Raw genomic sequence first — 19,922 nt, forward strand, 5'->3', positions numbered from 1 at the left:
CATTAAAGGGAGGGCGAACCAATTCAACCTTTCGTATTAGCAATTATAATCCCGTGCATCCTTTTGTTCTGTTTTCTTATTTTTTTCCTTGTCATCGGAAGCATAAAAAAAACAAATGGTATTCAAGGGAGGGCCCAGCAGGCAAGGAGAAGGCTGGAGCAACATAGAAAGACGGTCCAGCGTGCAAAATACCTAGCCGAAGCGAAGGCGGAAATAACAAGCTGGAGCCACCTTGGAGCATTGCCGGAAGTGCCCATGGCGAGGACGATTGCCTCACTTGATCAGGCTTTATCCGACGACTATATTCAACAGATCAGACAACGGTATCTGACCGAGCATCCCCATGTAGCGGAGGATCGCTTCGAACTGCTGTTATTTGAATTGAAGCGATATTTCGCCATTTGCTCGGTGCTTAAAAGTGTACCGATGTTCAGTGACGAGGTTGATGGCGTTTGGCACGAAATGATTATGTATACTCGGGAATACGAGCGCTTCGGAAGTAAAATGCTGGGCGGAATGCTTCATCATGCACCGGCCGTTCAATCCGTACCCGATCCAGGCGGGCGGGCTTGGTTTGACCTAATCTATTCCTATCTTTTCCGAATCCATAGTTTTACGCCAATTGCTTGGGGGCCGTTTTTCCGACATCCTCTTGATAATATCCGATTGAAGGAGCTGCAATCCCTGCCGGAGGAAGAACTGCGGCGTAGATATTTCCGAGAGGACGCCGACCCTCAGTTGGTCAGCTATCTACTCGATAAACTGACTCACCAGAGCGATCGTGCACGCTCTCTGAAGGGGGCGGTGCGGCTTAACGCAAAACAGAAAATGGATCTAACCAATCCTGCTTATGGCGTTTATTTTGCAGGGCTCATGGTTATGTACTCGATCTATCACCAGGATACGTATGCCATGGAAATGGAGGAACAATTACCTCGTGACCGTAACGGTGATAGCTCGTCGGCAAGCGTTTGTGCCGCGTCTGGCTGCGCAGGGGATTCTGGGAGCGGGTCTACCGATGGTTCAGGGGGAAGCGGCTGCTCGGGCAGTGGCAGTGATTCGAGCAGCAACAGCAGTTGTTCTAGCAGCAGCTGCGGTGGTGGCAGCAGTTGTGGTGGCGGTGGAAGCTAGTGTATTCAAAAAGGCTGTTCCAGTGGCAAATTTGCCGAGGGAACAGCCTTTTTGGATTTTCTCCCGAAAACAACGTCAAAGCAATTTTTGATACTCTGCGTTACATCGGATATGATGCCTCAACCGGTATCTGTCCAATGCCCGGCGATTCAAGAAAAATTGCCGGAAGAGCTCCCTGCGAAGCCATTAGAGGCAGCATCCGGAGACCAATTTTGTTCAAGTAGAGAAGAATAAGCTCGAGTTCTCTGATGATAGGACCGGCGATTTCGAACTCATGCGGGTTCATCGAATGTTCCAAGTTCTTGATGAAGAGTAACATTTCCGGTATCGGTAGCTTATTGGCCTCAGCCAGCGTAAAACGGGAAATTTGGATGTCCAGCACGCCTTTGCTCATTCCCGTTCCCTCACACGCTGGACATTCCGACTGTTTGGAGAAAAACGAGATCATCCTCAGATTGCCTTTACTGCTGGTACGCCCGTCGATAAAAGTCTGAAGATCGGATACACAGCCCTGATAATAGTCCGTACACTCCATCTTTTTGAATTTAAACGAAACAGGTTCCTTGTCGTAGCCATACCGTTCTTGAGCGACAGTTCAGGAGCAATCATGCGCTCGGGGTCTATCTCAACTGGCACAACGGTACCGGCGCACTGGGCACAAGGTCCGTAAGAGCCCGTACTCCTCATCTCTGCAAGGGATCATCCCTCTTTAGATATAATCCACCAATAAATCCCCAGCTACTCTAGCTTGTCACTCTCCTAACACGTTTTTATGTTATGTTTTCTAACATTAATTATTGACCTTAATTAAGAACCGTGCTACATTCTTATTAAATCTTGTTACATAACTACATTTCATAACATATAATGTTATGTTCGTGGCAAAGGGAGGCTTGTTCTATGAATTTGACTGTGCAAGAACGAGAGAAGCTGTTAATGTATCTTGCCGCCGACATGGCGCAGAAGAGGTTAACCCGAGGAGTCAGGCTCAACTACCCCGAAGCCATTGCGCTGATCACGGGTTTTGTCGTAGAAGGCGCCCGCGATGGAAAAACCGTGCGTGCTCTTATGGAAGAGGCACGCCACATTTTAACGGCGGAGCAAGTGATGGACGGCGTTGCTGAATTGTTGAGCGAAGTACAGGTCGAAGCGACTTTTCCAGACGGCACCAAGCTAGTTACCGTCCATGATCCGATAGAAGGTTCTACAGCCACAACAATGCCGGGAGCCTATGAATTTGCCGAAGAACCTATCGTTCTTCTTCCCGATCGATCACGCATTACTCGGACCGTCACCAATTCGGGCAGTCGTCCTATCCAAATAGGTTCTCATTTCCATTTTTACGAATGCAACGCTGCGCTTACTTTTGAACGAGAAGGCACGCAAGGCTATCGTCTAGATATTCCGTCTGGTTTGTCCGTTCGAATTGAACCTAATGAAACGCAAACAATCGAATTGGTCGAAATCGGAGGCTCCAAAGAGATTCACGGCTTCGCAGGCAAAATCAACGGGAGGGCGAGGTCATGAAAACAATTGATCGTGCAACCTACGCAAGCATGTACGGACCGACAACTGGGGATCGTGTTCGCCTCGGCAACACATCACTAAAAATCGAAATAGAAAAAGACTTTACGGTATATGGCGATGAATGCGTATTTGGCGGAGGAAAAACGGTCCGGGACGGAATGGGGCAGCACCCGCTCGCAACAAGGGATGAGGGCGTTCTGGACACGGTCATTACGAATGCCATTATTATTGATACTTGGGGAATTGTGAAAGCAGACATCGGCATAAAAGACGGATTAATCAGTGGAATAGGGAAATCCGGAAACCCGTTGATCATGGACGGTGTTACTCCGAATATGTACATTGGTGTTGGTACAGAGGTTATATCCGGCGAGAATCTGATTGTAACGGCTGGAGGCGTCGACAGCCATGTTCACTTCATTTCCCCGCAGCAAATCGAAATCGCATTGCAGAGTGGCACTACGACGTTCGTCGGAGGCGGATCTGGTCCAGCCACGGGTACGTTAGCTACCAACTGCACATCAGGTGTATGGCATATTCAGCGCATGCTTCAAGCAACAGATTCCTTGCCGATGAACTTCGTTCTGCTTGGTCGGGGAAATAGCGCTCAACCGGCTGCGCTAAGAGAACAAGTGCTCGCGGGAGTCGGAGCTCTTAAAATTCACGAAGACTGGGGAAGCACCCCTTACGTGATCGATACATGCTTAAACGTCGCCGAGGAATACGACATACAGGTTAATATTCATACTGACACGTTAAATGAAGCCGGCTATGTGGAAGACAGCCTTCGATCTTTTAACGGCCGCGCCATTCATACTTATCATACAGAAGGAGCAGGCGGTGGACACGCTCCGGACTTACTGCGCGTAGCTTCCATGCCAAACGTGCTTCCTTCCTCAACAAGCCCTACGATGCCTTACACGCGTAATACTTTAGATGAGCATTTGGATATGCTTATGATGTGTCATCATCTGGATCCGAGAATCCCCGAGGATGTCGCCTTTGCCGCCTCTCGAATCAGGGAGACGACGATCGGCGCGGAGGATATTCTGCATGATATCGGAGCGATCAGCATGACGAGTTCCGACTCGCAGGCGATGGGTCGCGTAGGTGAAGTTGCCACAAGAACATGGCAAACCGCTGATAAAATGAAACAACAACGCGGTCCTTTACCCGGCGACGAGCGAGCCGACAACAATCGCGTAAAGCGGTATATCGCGAAATACACGATTAATCCCGCCATTACGCATGGAATATCCAGTTACGTTGGATCGGTCGAAGTTGGCAAAATGGCGGATTTAGTGCTCTGGAAGCCCGCGTTCTTCGGGGCGAAGCCAGAAATGGTTCTGAAAGGCGGCATGATCGCTCATGCGCTAATGGGGGATCCGAACGCTTCGATTTCAACTCCGCAGCCGTATATGTACAGACCGATGTTCGGTAGTTATGGAAGTGTTCGCTCGGCTTCATGCGCAACGTTCGTTTCCCAAGCATCGCTTGACGCAGGAACGTTAGAGGCGCTCGGACTAACCAAACAGTTGAAACCCGTGCGGAACTGTCGAACCGTTACTAAGAAAGATCTGATTCTAAATGGGGAAACCCCTGATATTCAGGTGGATCCCACAACTTACACGGTAACGGTCAATGGCCAATCCCTCGTGTGCCGACCTTCCGACACGCTTCCGCTTGCCCAGCTATACTTCCTAAGTTAGAGTTTTTACACGGAGCTTTCCGTCATGCATTTGGACAGATCATTAACATAAAAAACCAACCGAAATCCGAAAGGATTCCGGTTGGTTTTTTTATTGTATGCGCTAGCCTATAAAGAGGACCGATGAAAATCCCGCATCTACGGTCAATAAAGTTGCTATATTTTGATGAGATAGTTTGAGCCAGTTGGTGGAACCTCAAAAAGGAACATTCCAACTGAATATTAGACAAAAAATGTACTGGAATTCACTGTATATTAGTGGCGAGGGAGGTGTTGATCGAGAACTTAATCGTGTAGTGGGTCTAGTTTCCACTTTTCCAATTGTAACTACTTAGGAGGTAGACGATGAGACAGCGCGTAGTAGGCAAGCAAAGTAAAACCTTTTTACTCGTAATGGCTGGAGTTTTAGCTTTGGGATCGACTCCATGGGTTAACCTGCCTGAAGCCCATGCTGCAGAAGATCTAACGCTTACTGTAAATACGAATGTAGACAAGGGTGAGGTCGGCACTATTTTTGGATCCAACCACCGCTATATCTATGGAGGATTCGGCTCCTGGAATTCGGCAACCAACTCGCTAGACAGCAAGCTTATTGATGAAGTGAAAAATAACGGGATCAACATGCTCCGCTTTCCGGGCGGTACGGTAGCCAATAAGTACAAGTGGCAGCGCGGCATCGGACCGCACGCGGAGCGCAAGCAGAACGTCCATGGCAAAACGGGCGAGCCTACTTCCAATGATTTTGGCCCTGACGAATACGGTCAAATGATTAAACGTACCGGAGCGGTGGGAAATGTGGTCATTGACGCCTCTGGATGGTCTGGTGGTCAATGCCTGGGGAAAATAAATCCGAATGGTTCTTCGGAGTGGAGTAATTTGCAATGGTCATCCAGCAGTTGCTTATCCGGCGCGCAGGAAGCGGCAGCATTCGTTGCGTACATGAATGGGCGGCCGCAAGATAGCAATGTAGTAATCGGAGGCATCAACTGGGCTGAGCTTCGAGTCAATAACGGACATGCAGAGCCTTACAATGTCAAGTATTGGGAAGTCGGCAATGAAATGGATCTAGGCGGGGGGCAGGAGGAATGGTTGGGCTCATCCAACGCCGAACATAAATATCTCTGGGGAGATGATCCCGCTCCGGTATCTGGAACGGTCTACCATTCTTCATACAACAGGCAGCCTGCGGTTGGATTTAATGATTTCCGGCCAAGAGCGGGGACAAGCACTGCGAATTTGGAATACCAAGTAAAAGGAACGCCTGCGGAAATTAAAGTAAATGGTCAGACGTGGACGCAGGTGGCTACCTTTAATTCCTCGGGACCTACTGCTCAGCATTATGGAAATGGCGTGATGGATGCCGCTGCGGGCACTTTCAAAATTACATTCGGCAACAATATAAATGGTTTGACTCCTGTTCCTGGAGATGAGATTTCGATCACATACAGTGATCCGCAGTTTCAACCCGACCTTTACGTGGCAAAAACAAGCGAATATTATGCAAGATATGCGCCGATGAGCTCGGCTGCGGGTGCGTACAAGGTGGAAGTTGGGACTGAAACATGGACACAAGTCGCGACCTTAGCGAATTCTCTCTCAACCGACAAGCACTACATGATTGATTTTAATACTGGAAAAATCACCTTCGGGGATAACGTGAAGGGTAAACGTCCGGACAATAACGTTTATGTTACCTATTCAACCGTGAACCATGACGGTTTCGTGGATTATTTTCAGGCGATGAAAGCTGTTGATCCGTCGATTAAAGTGTTCATCGTTTTCGGAGGCGTTACTGCTGAATTGGTAGCTGAAAATTCCCAGAATTATTTTGACGGTATCGTTATTCATCCCTATGGACAAGGGATATCGTTGCCTAATGTGCCGAGAGGGGAAGAGTACGCCAAAGCATTCCACGATGCAGTGATGGGAAAGCCTGGTTCAATGGAGCATTATTTTACCGGGCCGAATAATTCATTTAATAATCTGCTTGGCCCAAATCACGGCAAACAAATTATGGTGTCCGAGTATGGGATAGCTGGATGGGTTCCACTCCCGAATGCGACGGATGGTTTCTCTCATTATTTGCGATCGCTTGATCAAGGTCTGTATGTCGGCAAACAGCTGCTCAGCTTTATGAAACTTAATGTCACGTTAGCGAACAAACATACGTTGGTCGACTTTGATCCCGCTTCGGCGCCGCCAGGATCTACTTCGGTAAGCGCTGCGGATAACGCGATGTTTAATCCAAAAGAAGATCAGTTTATCCCGACTGCCACAGCGCTGACGATTCAATTGTTCTCCAACATGACTGGCACAAGAAAAGTTGAAACGGTACGTTCTAACCTTACTCAAAGCTATTTTACCGCCGGAGCAACGAAGGATGATGCCGGCAATGTGTATGTAACCGTAGTGAATGATAGCCGTGAAAATAGTGTTCAAACTGCAATCAATCTTAATGGATTTACTGGAAACAGCTCAGCTGAAGTGTGGACTCTAAATTCCACTAATCCAGACAATCCGATGGCTTTCCTGGATTATAATGAGTACGACCAACAACCAATTAACCGAGTGGCCATCAATAAACAAATGGATGTAAGTGTTGGAGCGAACTCATTCACATACACGTTCCCGGCGCATTCCATTACGGCCATTAAGCTTAAACCTGCACCTGTTGTACCTGCTGATCCAAGCTTAAAAGGGCATTGGAAGTTTGATGAGACAGGTGGAACGGCCGCTGTAGATGCTTCCGGCAATAGCTTCACAGGAACATTGATGAATGGTTCTGCATGGACAACCGCTGGAAAAACACAAGGCGCCATTCAACTGGATGGAGTAGACGACTATGTTCAATTGCCGAACGTCGTCAATCCCGGAACAACTTCATTTACAGCTGCAGCATGGGTGAAGCTGGAGACAACATTAGGACAGACACAAACGATTTTGCAGCAAGAAGGAACCAATGGAAGAGGCTGGTTATTCCGAAGAGCAGATGGGAAGCTTGCCAGCTTCCTCGGTGGAACTGTGACTGTATCGACAGGTACAATTCCGGCAGACTCCAGCTGGCACCATGCAGCCCTTGCTTATGACGCAGGAATATTAAAGCTCTATCTGGATGGTCAATTAGTGGCTACTGCTTCACGTACAGCGGTTTCCTCCACCGACGCCATGCGTGTAGGACGCCATAAAACGCCTGACTCTAACAATGAAGAGTGGGATGGTTCTATTGACAATTTTAGAATCTATAACCGCGCTTTGAGCGGCACGGAGGTTAATGATTTGTTCGTGGCGGGTAATTAACACCCTGTAAATTCAGATGAAGGAATCTATCCAGAGTTCTGTTGTCATCTACAGCTTTAGGTGAGTCGAGAAATCGACTCCCTTTTTTGTTTTTCTTTACATTATCTTCATCGGAGTGTGATAGGTTAAAATAAATTTGTATACAAAGTGTCCGTTTACATGGGAGGGACAATAGAAGTGGCAAAAACGATATTAATCGTAGAGGACGAACAGATTTTACGGGAAATTATAAAAGATTATTTGATGAATGAAAACTATAATGTGCTGGAGGCTGCGGACGGAAATGCAGCTTTATCCTTATTTGAAGCCAATGAGGTGCATTTAATTATTCTTGATATTATGCTGCCAGGGATGGATGGCTGGTCTGTTTGCAGACGGATAAGAAAAAGCTCCAATGTTCCTATCATCATGTTGACGGCAAGAGTAGACGAAGATGATACTTTGCTCGGATTCGAATTAGGTGCGGATGATTATGTCACGAAACCATATAGCCCGCCTGTTTTATTAGCTAGAACGAAGCGTCTTTTGGATAGCAGGTACCCCATTGAACGATCGGCGGACACTGCGGGATCAAGTACAGATAAACAATTACTGGCCAGCGGTTTACGTATGCATTTGCCTTCTCGAACCTTGACGGTAGATGAAGTGGAGGTATACCTGACTTATACGGAGTTTCAAATTCTAGCGTATTTAATGCAAAATAAAGGAATTGTCATTACGAGGGAGCAGCTTATTACAAAAATATGGGGATACGAATACGAAGGTGATGATCGTACCGTAAATACGCATATCCGCAATATAAGAAACAAGCTTGGCGATAAATCCAAAGTGATTACAACTATTGTAAGAACCGGATATAAGTTCAACGGTGATTTATGAGAAGAAGCATTGTCCTTAAATTATTTACATTAACCACTTTGTTATGCTTATTCATCTTAGCCGCAGTTTATTTGGGGCAAACAATCTTCTTCAAACAATATTATGCAAATCGGAAAGTAGCCGATATACAAGCTAATATTCAAACCTTTAAATCGGATTTGTTAAATAGCGATGGAAGTGTTTTAGCCCTTCAGAAGCTGGAACAAGATTTCTATCGCGAAAATAACACGTGGATTACCACTTTAGACAGCTATGGCAACCTAAAAAATGCAAATGATTTTTATTTGGAAATCAAAACAGCTACGAATAAAAACGAACCTGATTCGTCAAATAAGATCGTATCCGTACCTCTGTATCATTTGATGAGCATTGATGAGGTATTAGATACGAATCAAAATCAGTTGTCTGAACTGTTAAAGCCCGGAACAGCTGTTGATCTTTCTATGTACGTAAAGGACTCTGCATTAATACCTTATGAACTGGCTGTAGAAAACAGCCAAGATAATTGGAGAAATGAGATTATAGCTAAAAAGTTATATGAGCTCCAATTACAAATCAAAAAATCAGAAAAAAAAGAGGTTGCTCAAAGTCCTGAGGTAGAATATACCCCAATTCCTGGTTTAATGATGAGCGGAACGATTACAAAGGTCCTTTTACCCAAAGGGAATGAGTCTTCTAGCTTCATCTATACGAATCGCTTGTTTATGGAAAGAATGAAGCAGTTTCAAGCCAACTTATTATTTGACGAAGCTTCTCAACAACAGCAAATCCTTGATTTTACGCAAAATGACGTTAAATATAAGCTATTCATTGACCCTATAAAAGATCATACGGGCCAACCGAGCTACATTTTCTCCATGGCGTCGCTGCAACCCGTTGATGAAGCCGTACAAATGCTCGAAGATTATTATGTGTATATGATTGCACTTGTGCTGCTTCTTATTGTGTTTGTTTCTTTATACTATTCAAGAAAAATTGCCAGACCTTTGTTGCAAATTAATGAGACGACTAAACGGATCGCAAATTTGGATTTTTCGAAAAAAATTGAAATCAAATCAAGTGATGAGATCGGAGATTTATCTAGAAGCATCAACTCTTTATCGAATACGCTTCATTCGTATATTGAGCAGCTGCAGCAGGATATTGAGAAAGAAAAACAATTGGAAAGCACGAGAAAAGAGTTTATTTCAGGCGTGTCCCATGAGCTGAAGACACCGCTTAGCATAATGAAAAGCTGCATTTCTATATTGAAGGATGATGTTGCAACCCATAAAAGAGAGCATTATTTTGAAGCCATGGAAAAGGAAGTAGACCGGATGGATAGGCTTATTGTCGATATGCTTGAGCTAGCCAAATTTGAATCAGGCACCTACAAAATGCTGATGGAGCCGTTTTGCATCGACAAAAGCATTGAAACGATTTGTGATCAGCTCATGGATCAAATTGCGCTTAAGCAACTTCATCTGCATACCGACTTAATATCCGCAGAAGTAATGGCTAATCAGAATCGGATCGAGCAGGTTATCACGAATTTCTTAACCAATGCGATACGGTATACACCTGATAATGAGCACATCTATATTGTCGTTCGCGAGGAGCAAGAGTTGATTAAGGTTAGTTTTGAAAATAAAGGTGCGCAAATACCTGCCCAACAGCTGGATAAAATATGGGATCGATTTTATCGTGGAGATGTTGCACGACATCGAGCATCAGGCGGCACCGGCCTCGGACTTGCGATCTCCAAAAACATTTTGGAGCTCCATGGTGTATCCTACGGTTCTGTGAATACGCTTGACGGCGTGATGTTTTACTTTTATTTGAAAAAAGCATAGTTGTATAGGACTTAAAAAAACACTTGTATGACGTGAGCTAACAACGTCATACAAGTGTTTTTTTGTAACCATCTTCATTTCATCTTCATTTCGGCTCCATTTTGTCTTTATCTCTCGCGAGTACACTTTTAACTACAAGAGATAAGTGAGGAGACAAACCTATGAAAATGAAAACAATGATGAGAAAAACGATCTTTATTTTCTTAATTGCAATTGCAGCATTATTTTTCTACAAAGTACTGTTCAAAGTAGAAGTGACTGCCACTGAAATAACCACTGAATTAATAAGTAAGGAAGCTGCTATTAATGTTAATAACCCCTCTTCTTCCTCTACTGAAAAGGTATTAGAAGGGAAAAAGATCGTTCTTGATGCTGGTCACGGCGGACGTGATGTCGGTGCAACAGGCCAATCTGGACTGGAAGAAAAAGAAATAACGCTCCATACCATTCAAAACATTAAAAAGCTTCTGTTAGAGAAGACAGGAGCAGAGGTGATCTTAACCCGTGACGAGGATGAATCACTGTCACTTGCAGAACGAGCGAAAATATCTAACGATCATAACGCCGATCTATTTATAAGTATTCATTACGATGCTTTTGAATCGAGTGACGTATCAGGGATAACAACTTATTACGGTGATGATAAGCATCAGCAATTAGCAAACCTTATTCATGAAAAAATATTTGAGCAAGACATGGAAGTAAGAGATCGAGGTGTCACTACTGGCGATTATCATGTTTTACGAGAGAATGAAAGCCCTTCGATCCTGTTGGAGTTAGGTTTTATTTCAAATAAAGAGGATGAACAGCGTATGCAATCATTAGAGTTCCAAACCAATACAGCGAACTTGATCGCAGAGGGTATTGTTGAATATTTATCCCAGTATTAGATATTGACTTTGGTCTATTCGAAAGAAGTATAATTGTTTAGAAGTAAAGGAATAGACTAAGGAATCGAGGTGCCGTAGTGGCAAAAATATTAGCAGTCGGCGGATTTGGTGCTGGCCATGTAAACCCGATGCTCCCTATTGTCCGGCATTGGATGGAAAATGACGATGAGGTTCATTTCTTCTGCACAGAAGATATGCGACAGAAGGTCGAAGCTGCAGGTATTACTTTCAAAGCTTATCCAAGCTTTATTGATGGTCAAGCACAGGGAGAGATCAACTTTTTTCAGTTTGTGATCATCCTGCTCAAATCCGCTGATATTATCCTGCCAGTCGTTCTAGAAGAAGCCGCAAAACATAAGTATGATTTCGTCTTCCATGACTCGTTATTCGGGTGGGGCAAGCTGATTTCTCATATCCTAAAAATTCCTCACATCGCTTCTCATGCCTCGTTTGCCTCTTCTAGTGAAACTAAAAAAGCTCCTTCCGCAGAGCCTGGATTGGGCAAAGGAGGGGTCCTTCTGGAGGAGATCGGCCAACTGGCAGAGGCTCTTGGGCAGAAATACGGCGTTCCCGCTCCGACGATCCCCGAAGTTTTCTCACAATGGGGTGACTTAAACCTCGTGTATACGAGCCGCTATTTTCAGCCCCGTCCGGAGACATTGGATGACAGCTACGCTTTTGTCGGCCCAGTCATATCTACAAGGCAAGATCCGAACGACTTTCCCTTTTATCAACTGGATGATCGACCGCTTGTGTACATCTCCATGGGGACAGTTGTGTCTAAAGGCGAGGATTTCTTCCGATTATGTTTGGAAGCTTTCCCTGATCCCCGCTTTCAGGTCATCGTCTCTGCCGGAAAAAAAGCCGACCTTAGCTTTGCTGACGAGGCACCAGATCATTTCATCTTCCGTTCCCATATCCCACAGTTGGACATTTTGAAACGGACCTCTGTTTTTGTCACTCATGGCGGAATGAACAGCACGTCAGAGGCGCTGTATTTTAACATTCCGCTTGTGGTCATTCCCCATGGAGCCGATCAACCCCAGGTCGCCGCACGGGTCACTGGACTTGGTGCCGGTATCAAGCTGTCACCGCGCAATCTTACCGCCGAGAGCTTACGCTCTGCCGTAGATGAACTTATGGAGACGGCTGCATACAAAACGTCTGCCGAAACGATTGGACTCAGCTTACGCGAGGCGGGTGGAGTTCAGGCGGCTTTAGAGGAAGCTGATCGATTCAGGCGGCTGCACGGGATCCCTTCGGGCGAAGTGAAGCAGCGTACGTAGACAATATATTCCATAAACAGGTAGGAGGTAGAGGGATGACAGAATTTTGGGAATCAAGTTTTATCGATAATCAAATGATGTGGGGATTTGAAGCTTCACACTCAGCAATTTTGACTAAGGACTTTTTTCTCGAAAAGAAAGTTAACGATATATTGATACCTGGTATTGGATATGGTAGGAACGCAAAGGTTTTTATTGAAAACGGAATAAATGTAACCGGTATTGAGATTTCAGAAACAGCAATTGATTTGGCAAGGCAAAACGAGCTTAATTGTACTATTTTCCATGGTTCAGTAACGGATATGCCCTTTGATAACAAGCTTTATGACGGTATATTTTGTTATGCGCTTATCCACTTGTTGAATGGTCTTGAGAGAGAAAAGCTTATTCAAGATTGCTTTAATCAGCTAAAGCCAAACGGATATATGATTTTTGTTACTATTTCAAAAGAAGCCCCCATGTTTGGAAAGGGAACACAACTGGACAAAGACTATTTTGAGATCATGGAAGGGCTGAAAATGTTCTTTTATGATTCTGACTCGATCAAACAAGAGTTCGGAAAATATGGACTGATAGAAATTTCGGAAATCGTCGAGCCGCATAAAAATGCGGAAAATAAAACTCCATTTATATTTAACATGGTGAAGTGTAAAAAAGAACTATAAGTAGCTAGTGTAAACGGAAATATGGAGTTACGGCCGCCCGGCAATGTTACCAGGCGGTCGTATTTTTATGCTTACTGGCAACCCTGATATTTCTGTGCAAGAATTGCAAGGTTCCTTTTCCCACGATTACCTATACTTAAACTTGAAAGAAGGACCCTAATGGATTGGCTAGACCGCATGAATAATGCAATGGAATATGTCGAAACAAACCTGTCTGAAGAAATCGATTACGAACAAGCAGCTAAATTAGCCTGTTGCTCAACGTACCATTTTCAGCGAATGTTTTCGTTCATAACGAGTGTTCCATTGGCGGAATATATTCGCCGCAGGCGGCTTACCCTTGCCGCATTTGAACTACAAAACAGTGGTGTAAAGGTCATCGACATTGCATTGAAGTATGGTTATGAATCGCCTGAAGCATTTGCTAGAGCTTTCAAAAAAATGCATGGTGTGGCGCCGATGTCAGTACGTGACAATGGCGTGGCGCTCAAGGCCTATCCTCGGTTATCTTTTCATATTTCAATTCGTGGGGATGTGGAGATGAACTACAGAATCGAAGTAAATCCAGCCTTTGAAATGTTCGGCGTTTCAACTTTGATCAATGCCGTTGGCGAAAATCCATTCATTGAAATACCAAAATTTTGGGAGAATTGCATTTCCGACGGAACCGTAAAGCGAATCCGTACCGCTGCAGGATTGGAGGAACATGGCCAGATCCATGCGGTTTTATACAACCACAATGGTGAGCACTACTCCTACATGATCGGTTATTTCACGCCTCAGAGTGACCTGCCGCATGGGTTTGAAAAGCTTCATATTCCGCCACAAACATATGCTATTTTTTCAACTGGCCTAAACCCCGCGGGACAAAGCAATATTCATGATTTGTGGAGACGTATTTGGGGGGAATGGTTTCCGACTTGTGATTTTAATTTCGCAAACGGTCCTGAGTTTGAAATGACCTATGATAGAGGCAATGGCATGTATGAAATGGAAGTTTGGATCCCTGTCGTTAAGTCGTAGGTGGTCGTACAGTATTATACTCACACATTAGTGTTAGGAGCGATTTCCTTTGGAGAGTGTGGACAAAATGGATAATACAATCATTGCACAACATGCCCTTGCACAATACGATATTAACGTTGTGTCGGTATCGCCTATAGCTCAAAGCGGTGCAGCGGTTTTCAAAATTGAAGATCATCGGGGGTTTTTATACAGTCTGCGTGTTCACAAATCTAATAGCAGTACGCTTGAGAAAATGTGGACAAGCCCAGATATGCTGGATTCCGAAATGCTGTGGCTGGATGCGCTTAATCGCGATACTAGTCTCACCCTTCCTAAGCCAAAACGCAATATGCAAGGATCGTTTATTACGCAAGTGAACGATATAAATTGCACAATGCTCAGCTGGGTGGAAGGCGAGCAAAAACAATACTTTACCAGCGAACAAGAATTGAGATCCACGGCAGAAATGACGGCAGCATTGCATCATCATGCCAGTAAGTGGCAGCCACCTTCATCTTTTACCCGTCCAACGGTTAATCGTGCACGCATACAGAATGCTCTGGAATTGCTCAAACAGCAGGGGCTAGATGGGTTATTAGATGCACACGATGTTCAGATTCTTGAAACCGCTGGAGAAAAAGCGATGGACCTGCTCGACACTCTCCCTATAAATAAGTTGACTTGGGGAGTATTGCATGGTGATATCGTTCCTCCCAATATCGTGTTTGTAGATGGGGTTGCAAATCCCATTGACTTCGGTGCGTGTGGATTCGGTCCTTTTCTCACTGACGTGGCCATCACATTTACTTTTATTCATCCCAATGCCAGACAGCAATACATTGATTCGTATGGAAAGCACTTTCCGCTGCCAAATGATTATGTGGCACAAATAGAAGCCTTATTTATTTCGCTAGTGTTAATCGGAATGAGGAACGCTCTTGGTATGCCTGAATCGAACAATTGGCTGCCGACACATGTGGAAAAATGTGCATCTCGTGAATTTGGCAGGTATGCAAATGGGGAAGGGTTTTTATTTACAGGCACACCATGTTGGGAATGAAAATGAGAAGCCTCGCTCTGTTATGCCCCGAGAGGGCCTAACAGAGCGAGGCTAATTTAAACCCGTGTGATTCGTTCATTTTCGATAGTGGTTCAATTTGTTGAGATATACAGCAGGATACTTTCGCATCAGCAGGATTGCGTAGAAGGAGCTGGTAATGCCGGTTATAGCCCAGATCATCCAATTATTCGTGCCGTTAGAAAAAACCATAAAAGGAACGATTTCCTTCATCAGCTCTTCGCGCAAAGTGCGGGTATCATGAAGTTCGCCGCGGGCAAATTCGGTCAGAACAATGATGATGACGACTAAGAACCAGCCGTATAGGTAGTTCATCCCGGTACACATCTCGACGGCCTGTTGTCGTGCGTTCACTCCGAATGGCGCAGTTTTCACTTTAACCCCGCTGACTTGCAGCTTCGCAATAAAATAAGCACACAAGATAAAAACGGCCAGGTAAGAGAAGCTGCGAAGCTCCCATTCAAACGTGACAAAGAGCATAATTAAACAGTAGGCAGGAATAGTTCCTAATCGTAACCATGAAACTTTTTCGTATTTCATTTGTTTTTTGGCCATATACAAGATCATTATTACTAGAATTAACATATACCTTTTTCTCCGTTTATGCTCACGATTGACTCCTATTGGCATTTCTTTTAATCCATTGGTTCAATTCTCTTGCGATAAGTTTATCTCTGATCACGAGAAACAGCCAAGAGCAGCTATAAAAAACAAACATACTACCCAAGTAGCCCATCCATGTGGTGCCCTGCAGCCAAGGATTGAAAAAAGAAAGCGCCCAGACGACAAGGTTGATACAAACAAAATGCATGACTAACGCCATCAAAAAATTGAAACGCTCGACTTCAAAAAGAAGGCTTAACATGCCGGCGCAAGCCGAAATCACGAATATACTCAACACGGCTTCTTTCGTCATAACCGGCGGCGCTGTCTCATTAAACAAAGAGACGAACAAACAGAGGAACGAGCCTAAACCGAGTCCATTAATTACGCGCGTCATCAACCTCATGGCTACCCCCGTAAACTTCCCCGCTGATTCGTGACATATCGATACGTAATAAGGATACCGCCAAAGAAAAGCCCGACCGTGGTGCCGCTGATTGCCGTGTAGAGCACATTAAAGCTTAGTCTGTTAATAGCTTCGGGATCGGTATACATGTAAATATTCAAGGAATATTTGATGACAAAGTTAACAAGAATAATGTAGAACGGCAAATAATTTTTGGCCCGATAGACGGCGCCGTTTTTTACAAAAAAGCGATAGTTATTTTGATATAGCTTAGTTCCCAGGTAAATGCCGATGCATAGAAACACGGCATAAACGAGGAGCGAGTAGTAAGGGTGAGCAAATTGGGATAAAATATTGTACATTCCCCAAAGTATGAAGATGCCGGGAACAAGAAACGATTTCAAAATATTGACTTCCCTCTCCTGCGATGTAGAAATCCCTCTCTGAATTAAAAAAGCTAGCAACAACCATACATAAACGGGCGTAAGTTTAAATATTTCAATTATCAAAATCATTCACTCCTTACCTTATTTTATTCTGAGATTCAGGCAGATTGTCGTTTGCCTGGTACTCGTTTATTGTAGTTTGGCTGTTGTATGAAGCATAGCCGATCCGACACAAGCGGCGGATTTATCGTCACAAGCGGTTATTCCAGTCGTTGCAGATGCTCTTTTAGTTCTTTGACATATCTCCTTGAAACGATTAATTTCTCATTATTCGTTAATTGAGCGGTTATATTGCCGTTCAAGCTCGTCTCAAACTCTCGGATCATGTAGACATTCACGATTGCCGATTTCGATATGCGTACAAAATATTTTGGCATAGCATGTTCCAGTTTATACAGTGGACCTGGAATTTCATAAACGTCATCGTTCGCGTATACAAAAATTTTTCTTTCCAAGTACTCCAAGTACAAGATGCTGGAATAATCCAATTTTCGTTCCCGCTGTTCTCCGGCTTTGCTTATGAAGAGGTAGGAGGAGGGGTTATTTTCGATTAGTTGAATAAGATTCTGAATAAACGGGGTTACTCGATGGGCGAGAAAAAGAACGCTTTCCTCGATCTTCTCCGGAATGATTTTGATTTTAACCTTCATCGTAATCTCATCACACCGCCTGACGTAAGATTTTCAGGAATTGTATCATATAGCCCTGTACAAAGCGACGATAGGTCAACGAATCTTCAATAGCTTGCCCTCATTTACCCGAAGGTACATGCCGTGCTTGCCCATTCGTACGTTATCGGATTTTTTAATCTCCTCTATACTCACCTTATCACACGAATTACAGAGGAGAGATTTCATTTGGCAAAGGTTTTATATATTGTCGGCGGATGGGCCGCTAAATGGCGAAAGTCGGTGCTGTTCGGCGGGATAATGGTTCTGTTGCTGGCTGCAATCGTCGCAATGCGTGTAGGCCCAGTATTTGAAGGGGAAATGACCGTACCAGGCACGGAATCCGAAAAAGCACTGGAGATTATGGATAAAAAATTTCCTTCAGAAACAGACTTGAATCCCGGTACGATTCAACTTGTCTTCAAAGTCGAAGGAAAGTCTTTGGAATCGTCGGATACGAAGCAGGCCATACAGTCTAGTCTAAAGACTATTTCACGGGATAATGCGGTGGAATCGATCGCAGACCCTTATGATTTCGGCACAATTAGTCCAAACAAGGAAATTGGTTATACAACGATTACGTATAAAGTAACTGGCGCAGATGTGACGGCATCATCCATTGAAGCGTTGGATCAGCAAGTCGAAAAGTTGCGGGATGCTGGATTCCAAGTGGAGAAAAGCGGTATTTCCGGTTCACCGGAAATACCGAAAGTTGGGGTCATTTCGGAAGTTATCGGTATCGCCATGGCTTTCCTGATTCTGCTTATTTTCTTCCGGTCGCTGCTTGCCGCCGGGCTGCCGATTATAACAGCAATCTTAGGACTTGGGATTGGTGTTCTGCTTATTCTAATCGGCTCAAATTATGTCGATTTGGCGGCGATATCGCTTACTACGGCCATCATGCTCGGACTTGCCGTGGGAATTGATTACGGTTTGTTTATTCTGTCCCGGCACCGCCAGAATTTACTGGCAGGCAAGAGCATTCGTGAATCCATTGCGGCTGCAACCGGTACGGCAGGGAGTGCCGTTGTTTTTGCCGGAATAACCGTAATTATTGCATTAATAGGCCTGTCTGTCACCCGCATTCCTTTCCTTACTGTTATGGGAATTGGTGCCGCGTTGACCGTGTTCATCGCCGTCCTAATTGCGATTTTAGTTGTGCCTGCCGTGCTGTCGCTACTTGGTGATCGTTTAATGCCAAAAGCCGCTGGAGACAAGAACAGCTATGTTCCGGCACGGGAATCCAATGCCTGGGGACGTTTTGTTACCAAATTTCCGCTTCCTGTTGCGCTAGTTGGTATTCTGCTGCTCGGCTTCATCAGCCTCCCGGCGCTACATCTGCAGACCGGTCTGCCGAATGATGGGATGAAGTCTGAGGAGACAACGGAGCGACGAGCTTATGACTTACTGGCCAATGGATTCGGCGCCGGCTTCAATGGTCCGCTTATCGTGCTTGCTACAGCGGACGGCGTTGAGAATCCTCAATCGGCAATCGCACAGGCTGCTAAAGAGATAAGCGGCATGGAAGGGATTACGAATACCGCGCCTCCGGTTCCTAATCAGGATGGAGCCGCGGCCATTCTTACCGTTATTCCGCAAAGCGGCCCTCTTGACAAAGAAACAGGCAAGCTCGTAGAATCGATTCGTGCAAAGTCGAAAGATACGGAAAGTCAGTACGGAGTCAGGCTGATGGTTACCGGATCGACAGCAATGGATGTCGATATTACAAAAAAACTGAACGAAGCCTTGCCGGTATTCGGCCTGCTCGTAGTCGGTCTGGCCTTTATTCTGCTGCTTCTTGTATTTCGTTCGCTGCTTGTACCTCTCAAAGCCGTGCTTGGATACCTGCTGACGATGACAGCGACGCTTGGATTTGTTGTATTCGTATTTCAAGACGGAAATTTGGCAAATTTGTTTGGCATTACACAATCGGGACCGATACTCAACTTTTTGCCGATGTTGACTGCAGGCATCCTGTTTGGTCTCGCGATGGATTACGAGGTGTTTCTGGTCAGCCGCATGCGCGAGAAGTTCGTTCATAAAAATGACGCCAAGGGCGCGATTTTGTTCGGAATTAAGAGCAGCGGCAGCGTCGTCACGGCAGCAGCTCTAATCATGGTGTGTGTGTTTGCAGGTTTTGTCTTTGCGGAAGATACAATGATCAAATCCATGGGCCTGGCGTTAGCTTTTGGCGTTCTAATCGATGCCTTCGTTGTAAGACTTGCTGTACTTCCGGCGATCATGACTTTACTGGGCCGTTCCTCCTGGTATTTGCCGAAATGGCTGGACCGAATCCTACCAAATATCGATGTGGAAGGCTCTGCCCTTGAAGAAGATAAATCTTTCTCCGCATCAAGCGATGATCAACTAGCGGTCTCAGCTACTAAAGCGAAGAAAAGTGCTACCCGGTAAAGAGAGGGTATACTATCGAGAGCGATCGCTTGCTGCGATCGCTCTCTTGCCGATATAAATACATGGACGAAACTAAAAAAAGGAGGAGC

General features: G+C 45.0%; 17 protein-coding genes. 12 read left to right on the plus strand and 5 right to left on the minus strand.

Features of this window, described 5'->3' with window-relative positions; genetic code table 11:
* The first annotated feature begins 249 nt into the window (after positions 1-249).
* The gene (locus tag CGZ75_RS06665) at positions 250-1,131 is read left to right on the plus strand and encodes a glycine-rich domain-containing protein (protein WP_141136679.1); all 882 of its coding nucleotides are present in this window, start codon (positions 250-252) and stop codon (positions 1,129-1,131) included.
* A 100-nt stretch (positions 1,132-1,231) separates the two neighbouring features.
* Here CGZ75_RS06665 and CGZ75_RS06670 read toward each other — a convergent pair whose 3' ends face one another.
* Positions 1,232-1,525: a hypothetical protein gene (locus CGZ75_RS06670; protein ID WP_089523447.1), complete on the minus strand. Its 294-nt coding sequence runs from the start codon at positions 1,523-1,525 to the stop codon at positions 1,232-1,234.
* 506 nt (positions 1,526-2,031) lie between these two features.
* Between CGZ75_RS06670 and CGZ75_RS06675 the strand changes: the two genes are divergently transcribed.
* The 10 genes from CGZ75_RS06675 to CGZ75_RS06720 all read left to right on the plus strand — a co-directional run bounded on the left by CGZ75_RS06675 (position 2,032) and on the right by CGZ75_RS06720 (position 15,280).
* Complete coding sequence (locus CGZ75_RS06675; protein ID WP_089523448.1) at positions 2,032-2,658, plus strand: urease subunit gamma; 627 nt, start codon at positions 2,032-2,034, stop codon at positions 2,656-2,658.
* The gene (gene ureC / locus CGZ75_RS06680; protein ID WP_089523449.1) at positions 2,655-4,367 is read left to right on the plus strand and encodes an urease subunit alpha; all 1,713 of its coding nucleotides are present in this window, start codon (positions 2,655-2,657) and stop codon (positions 4,365-4,367) included. The genes CGZ75_RS06675 and ureC overlap by 4 nt, the downstream gene beginning before the upstream one ends.
* 344 nt (positions 4,368-4,711) lie before the next feature.
* Positions 4,712-7,663, plus strand: coding sequence for a LamG-like jellyroll fold domain-containing protein (locus CGZ75_RS06685; RefSeq protein WP_089523450.1), 2,952 nt, complete (start codon positions 4,712-4,714; stop codon positions 7,661-7,663).
* Between the two features lie 177 nt (positions 7,664-7,840).
* Positions 7,841-8,542, plus strand: coding sequence for a response regulator transcription factor (locus CGZ75_RS06690; protein WP_089523451.1), 702 nt, complete (start codon positions 7,841-7,843; stop codon positions 8,540-8,542).
* Positions 8,539-10,374 carry a sensor histidine kinase gene (locus CGZ75_RS06695; protein WP_089523452.1) on the plus strand — a complete coding sequence of 612 codons (1,836 nt, stop codon included), beginning with the start codon at positions 8,539-8,541 and terminating at the stop codon, positions 10,372-10,374. Before CGZ75_RS06690 ends, CGZ75_RS06695 begins: the two co-directional genes overlap by 4 nt.
* A gap of 161 nt (positions 10,375-10,535) precedes the next feature.
* Positions 10,536-11,264, plus strand: coding sequence for an N-acetylmuramoyl-L-alanine amidase family protein (locus tag CGZ75_RS06700; RefSeq protein WP_245850728.1), 729 nt, complete (start codon positions 10,536-10,538; stop codon positions 11,262-11,264).
* A 77-nt stretch (positions 11,265-11,341) separates the two neighbouring features.
* Positions 11,342-12,550, plus strand: a complete 1,209-nt coding sequence (locus CGZ75_RS06705) for a macrolide family glycosyltransferase (protein ID WP_089523453.1) — start codon at positions 11,342-11,344, stop codon at positions 12,548-12,550.
* Between the two features lie 35 nt (positions 12,551-12,585).
* Positions 12,586-13,215 (plus strand): class I SAM-dependent methyltransferase, encoded by a 630-nt coding sequence (locus CGZ75_RS06710; protein ID WP_089523454.1) that lies wholly within the window; start codon positions 12,586-12,588, stop codon positions 13,213-13,215.
* A gap of 159 nt (positions 13,216-13,374) precedes the next feature.
* On the plus strand, positions 13,375-14,238 hold the full coding sequence (locus CGZ75_RS06715) for an AraC family transcriptional regulator (protein ID WP_089523455.1): 864 nt from the start codon (positions 13,375-13,377) through the stop codon (positions 14,236-14,238).
* Between the two features lie 67 nt (positions 14,239-14,305).
* On the plus strand, positions 14,306-15,280 hold the full coding sequence (locus CGZ75_RS06720) for a phosphotransferase enzyme family protein (RefSeq protein WP_089524593.1): 975 nt from the start codon (positions 14,306-14,308) through the stop codon (positions 15,278-15,280).
* A 75-nt stretch (positions 15,281-15,355) separates the two neighbouring features.
* On the opposite strand, the gene CGZ75_RS06725 is transcribed toward CGZ75_RS06720, so the two are convergent.
* From CGZ75_RS06725 to CGZ75_RS06740, 4 genes are all read right to left on the minus strand, one after another.
* Complete coding sequence (locus CGZ75_RS06725; protein WP_089523456.1) at positions 15,356-15,883, minus strand: hypothetical protein; 528 nt, start codon at positions 15,881-15,883, stop codon at positions 15,356-15,358.
* 22 nt (positions 15,884-15,905) lie between these two features.
* Positions 15,906-16,298 carry a DUF3021 domain-containing protein gene (locus CGZ75_RS06730; protein WP_245850814.1) on the minus strand — a complete coding sequence of 131 codons (393 nt, stop codon included), beginning with the start codon at positions 16,296-16,298 and terminating at the stop codon, positions 15,906-15,908.
* Between the two features lie 11 nt (positions 16,299-16,309).
* The gene (locus CGZ75_RS06735; protein WP_245850729.1) at positions 16,310-16,711 is read right to left on the minus strand and encodes a hypothetical protein; all 402 of its coding nucleotides are present in this window, start codon (positions 16,709-16,711) and stop codon (positions 16,310-16,312) included.
* A 242-nt stretch (positions 16,712-16,953) separates the two neighbouring features.
* Positions 16,954-17,403: a LytTR family DNA-binding domain-containing protein gene (locus CGZ75_RS06740; protein ID WP_089523459.1), complete on the minus strand. Its 450-nt coding sequence runs from the start codon at positions 17,401-17,403 to the stop codon at positions 16,954-16,956.
* A gap of 207 nt (positions 17,404-17,610) precedes the next feature.
* On the opposite strand from CGZ75_RS06740, the gene CGZ75_RS06745 reads away from it, so the two are divergent.
* Positions 17,611-19,833: an MMPL family transporter gene (locus CGZ75_RS06745; RefSeq protein WP_089523460.1), complete on the plus strand. Its 2,223-nt coding sequence runs from the start codon at positions 17,611-17,613 to the stop codon at positions 19,831-19,833.
* Positions 19,834-19,922: the final 89 nt, after the last annotated feature.

This window comes from Paenibacillus herberti, assembly GCF_002233675.1.
Lineage (GTDB): Bacteria > Bacillota > Bacilli > Paenibacillales > Paenibacillaceae > Paenibacillus_O > Paenibacillus_O herberti.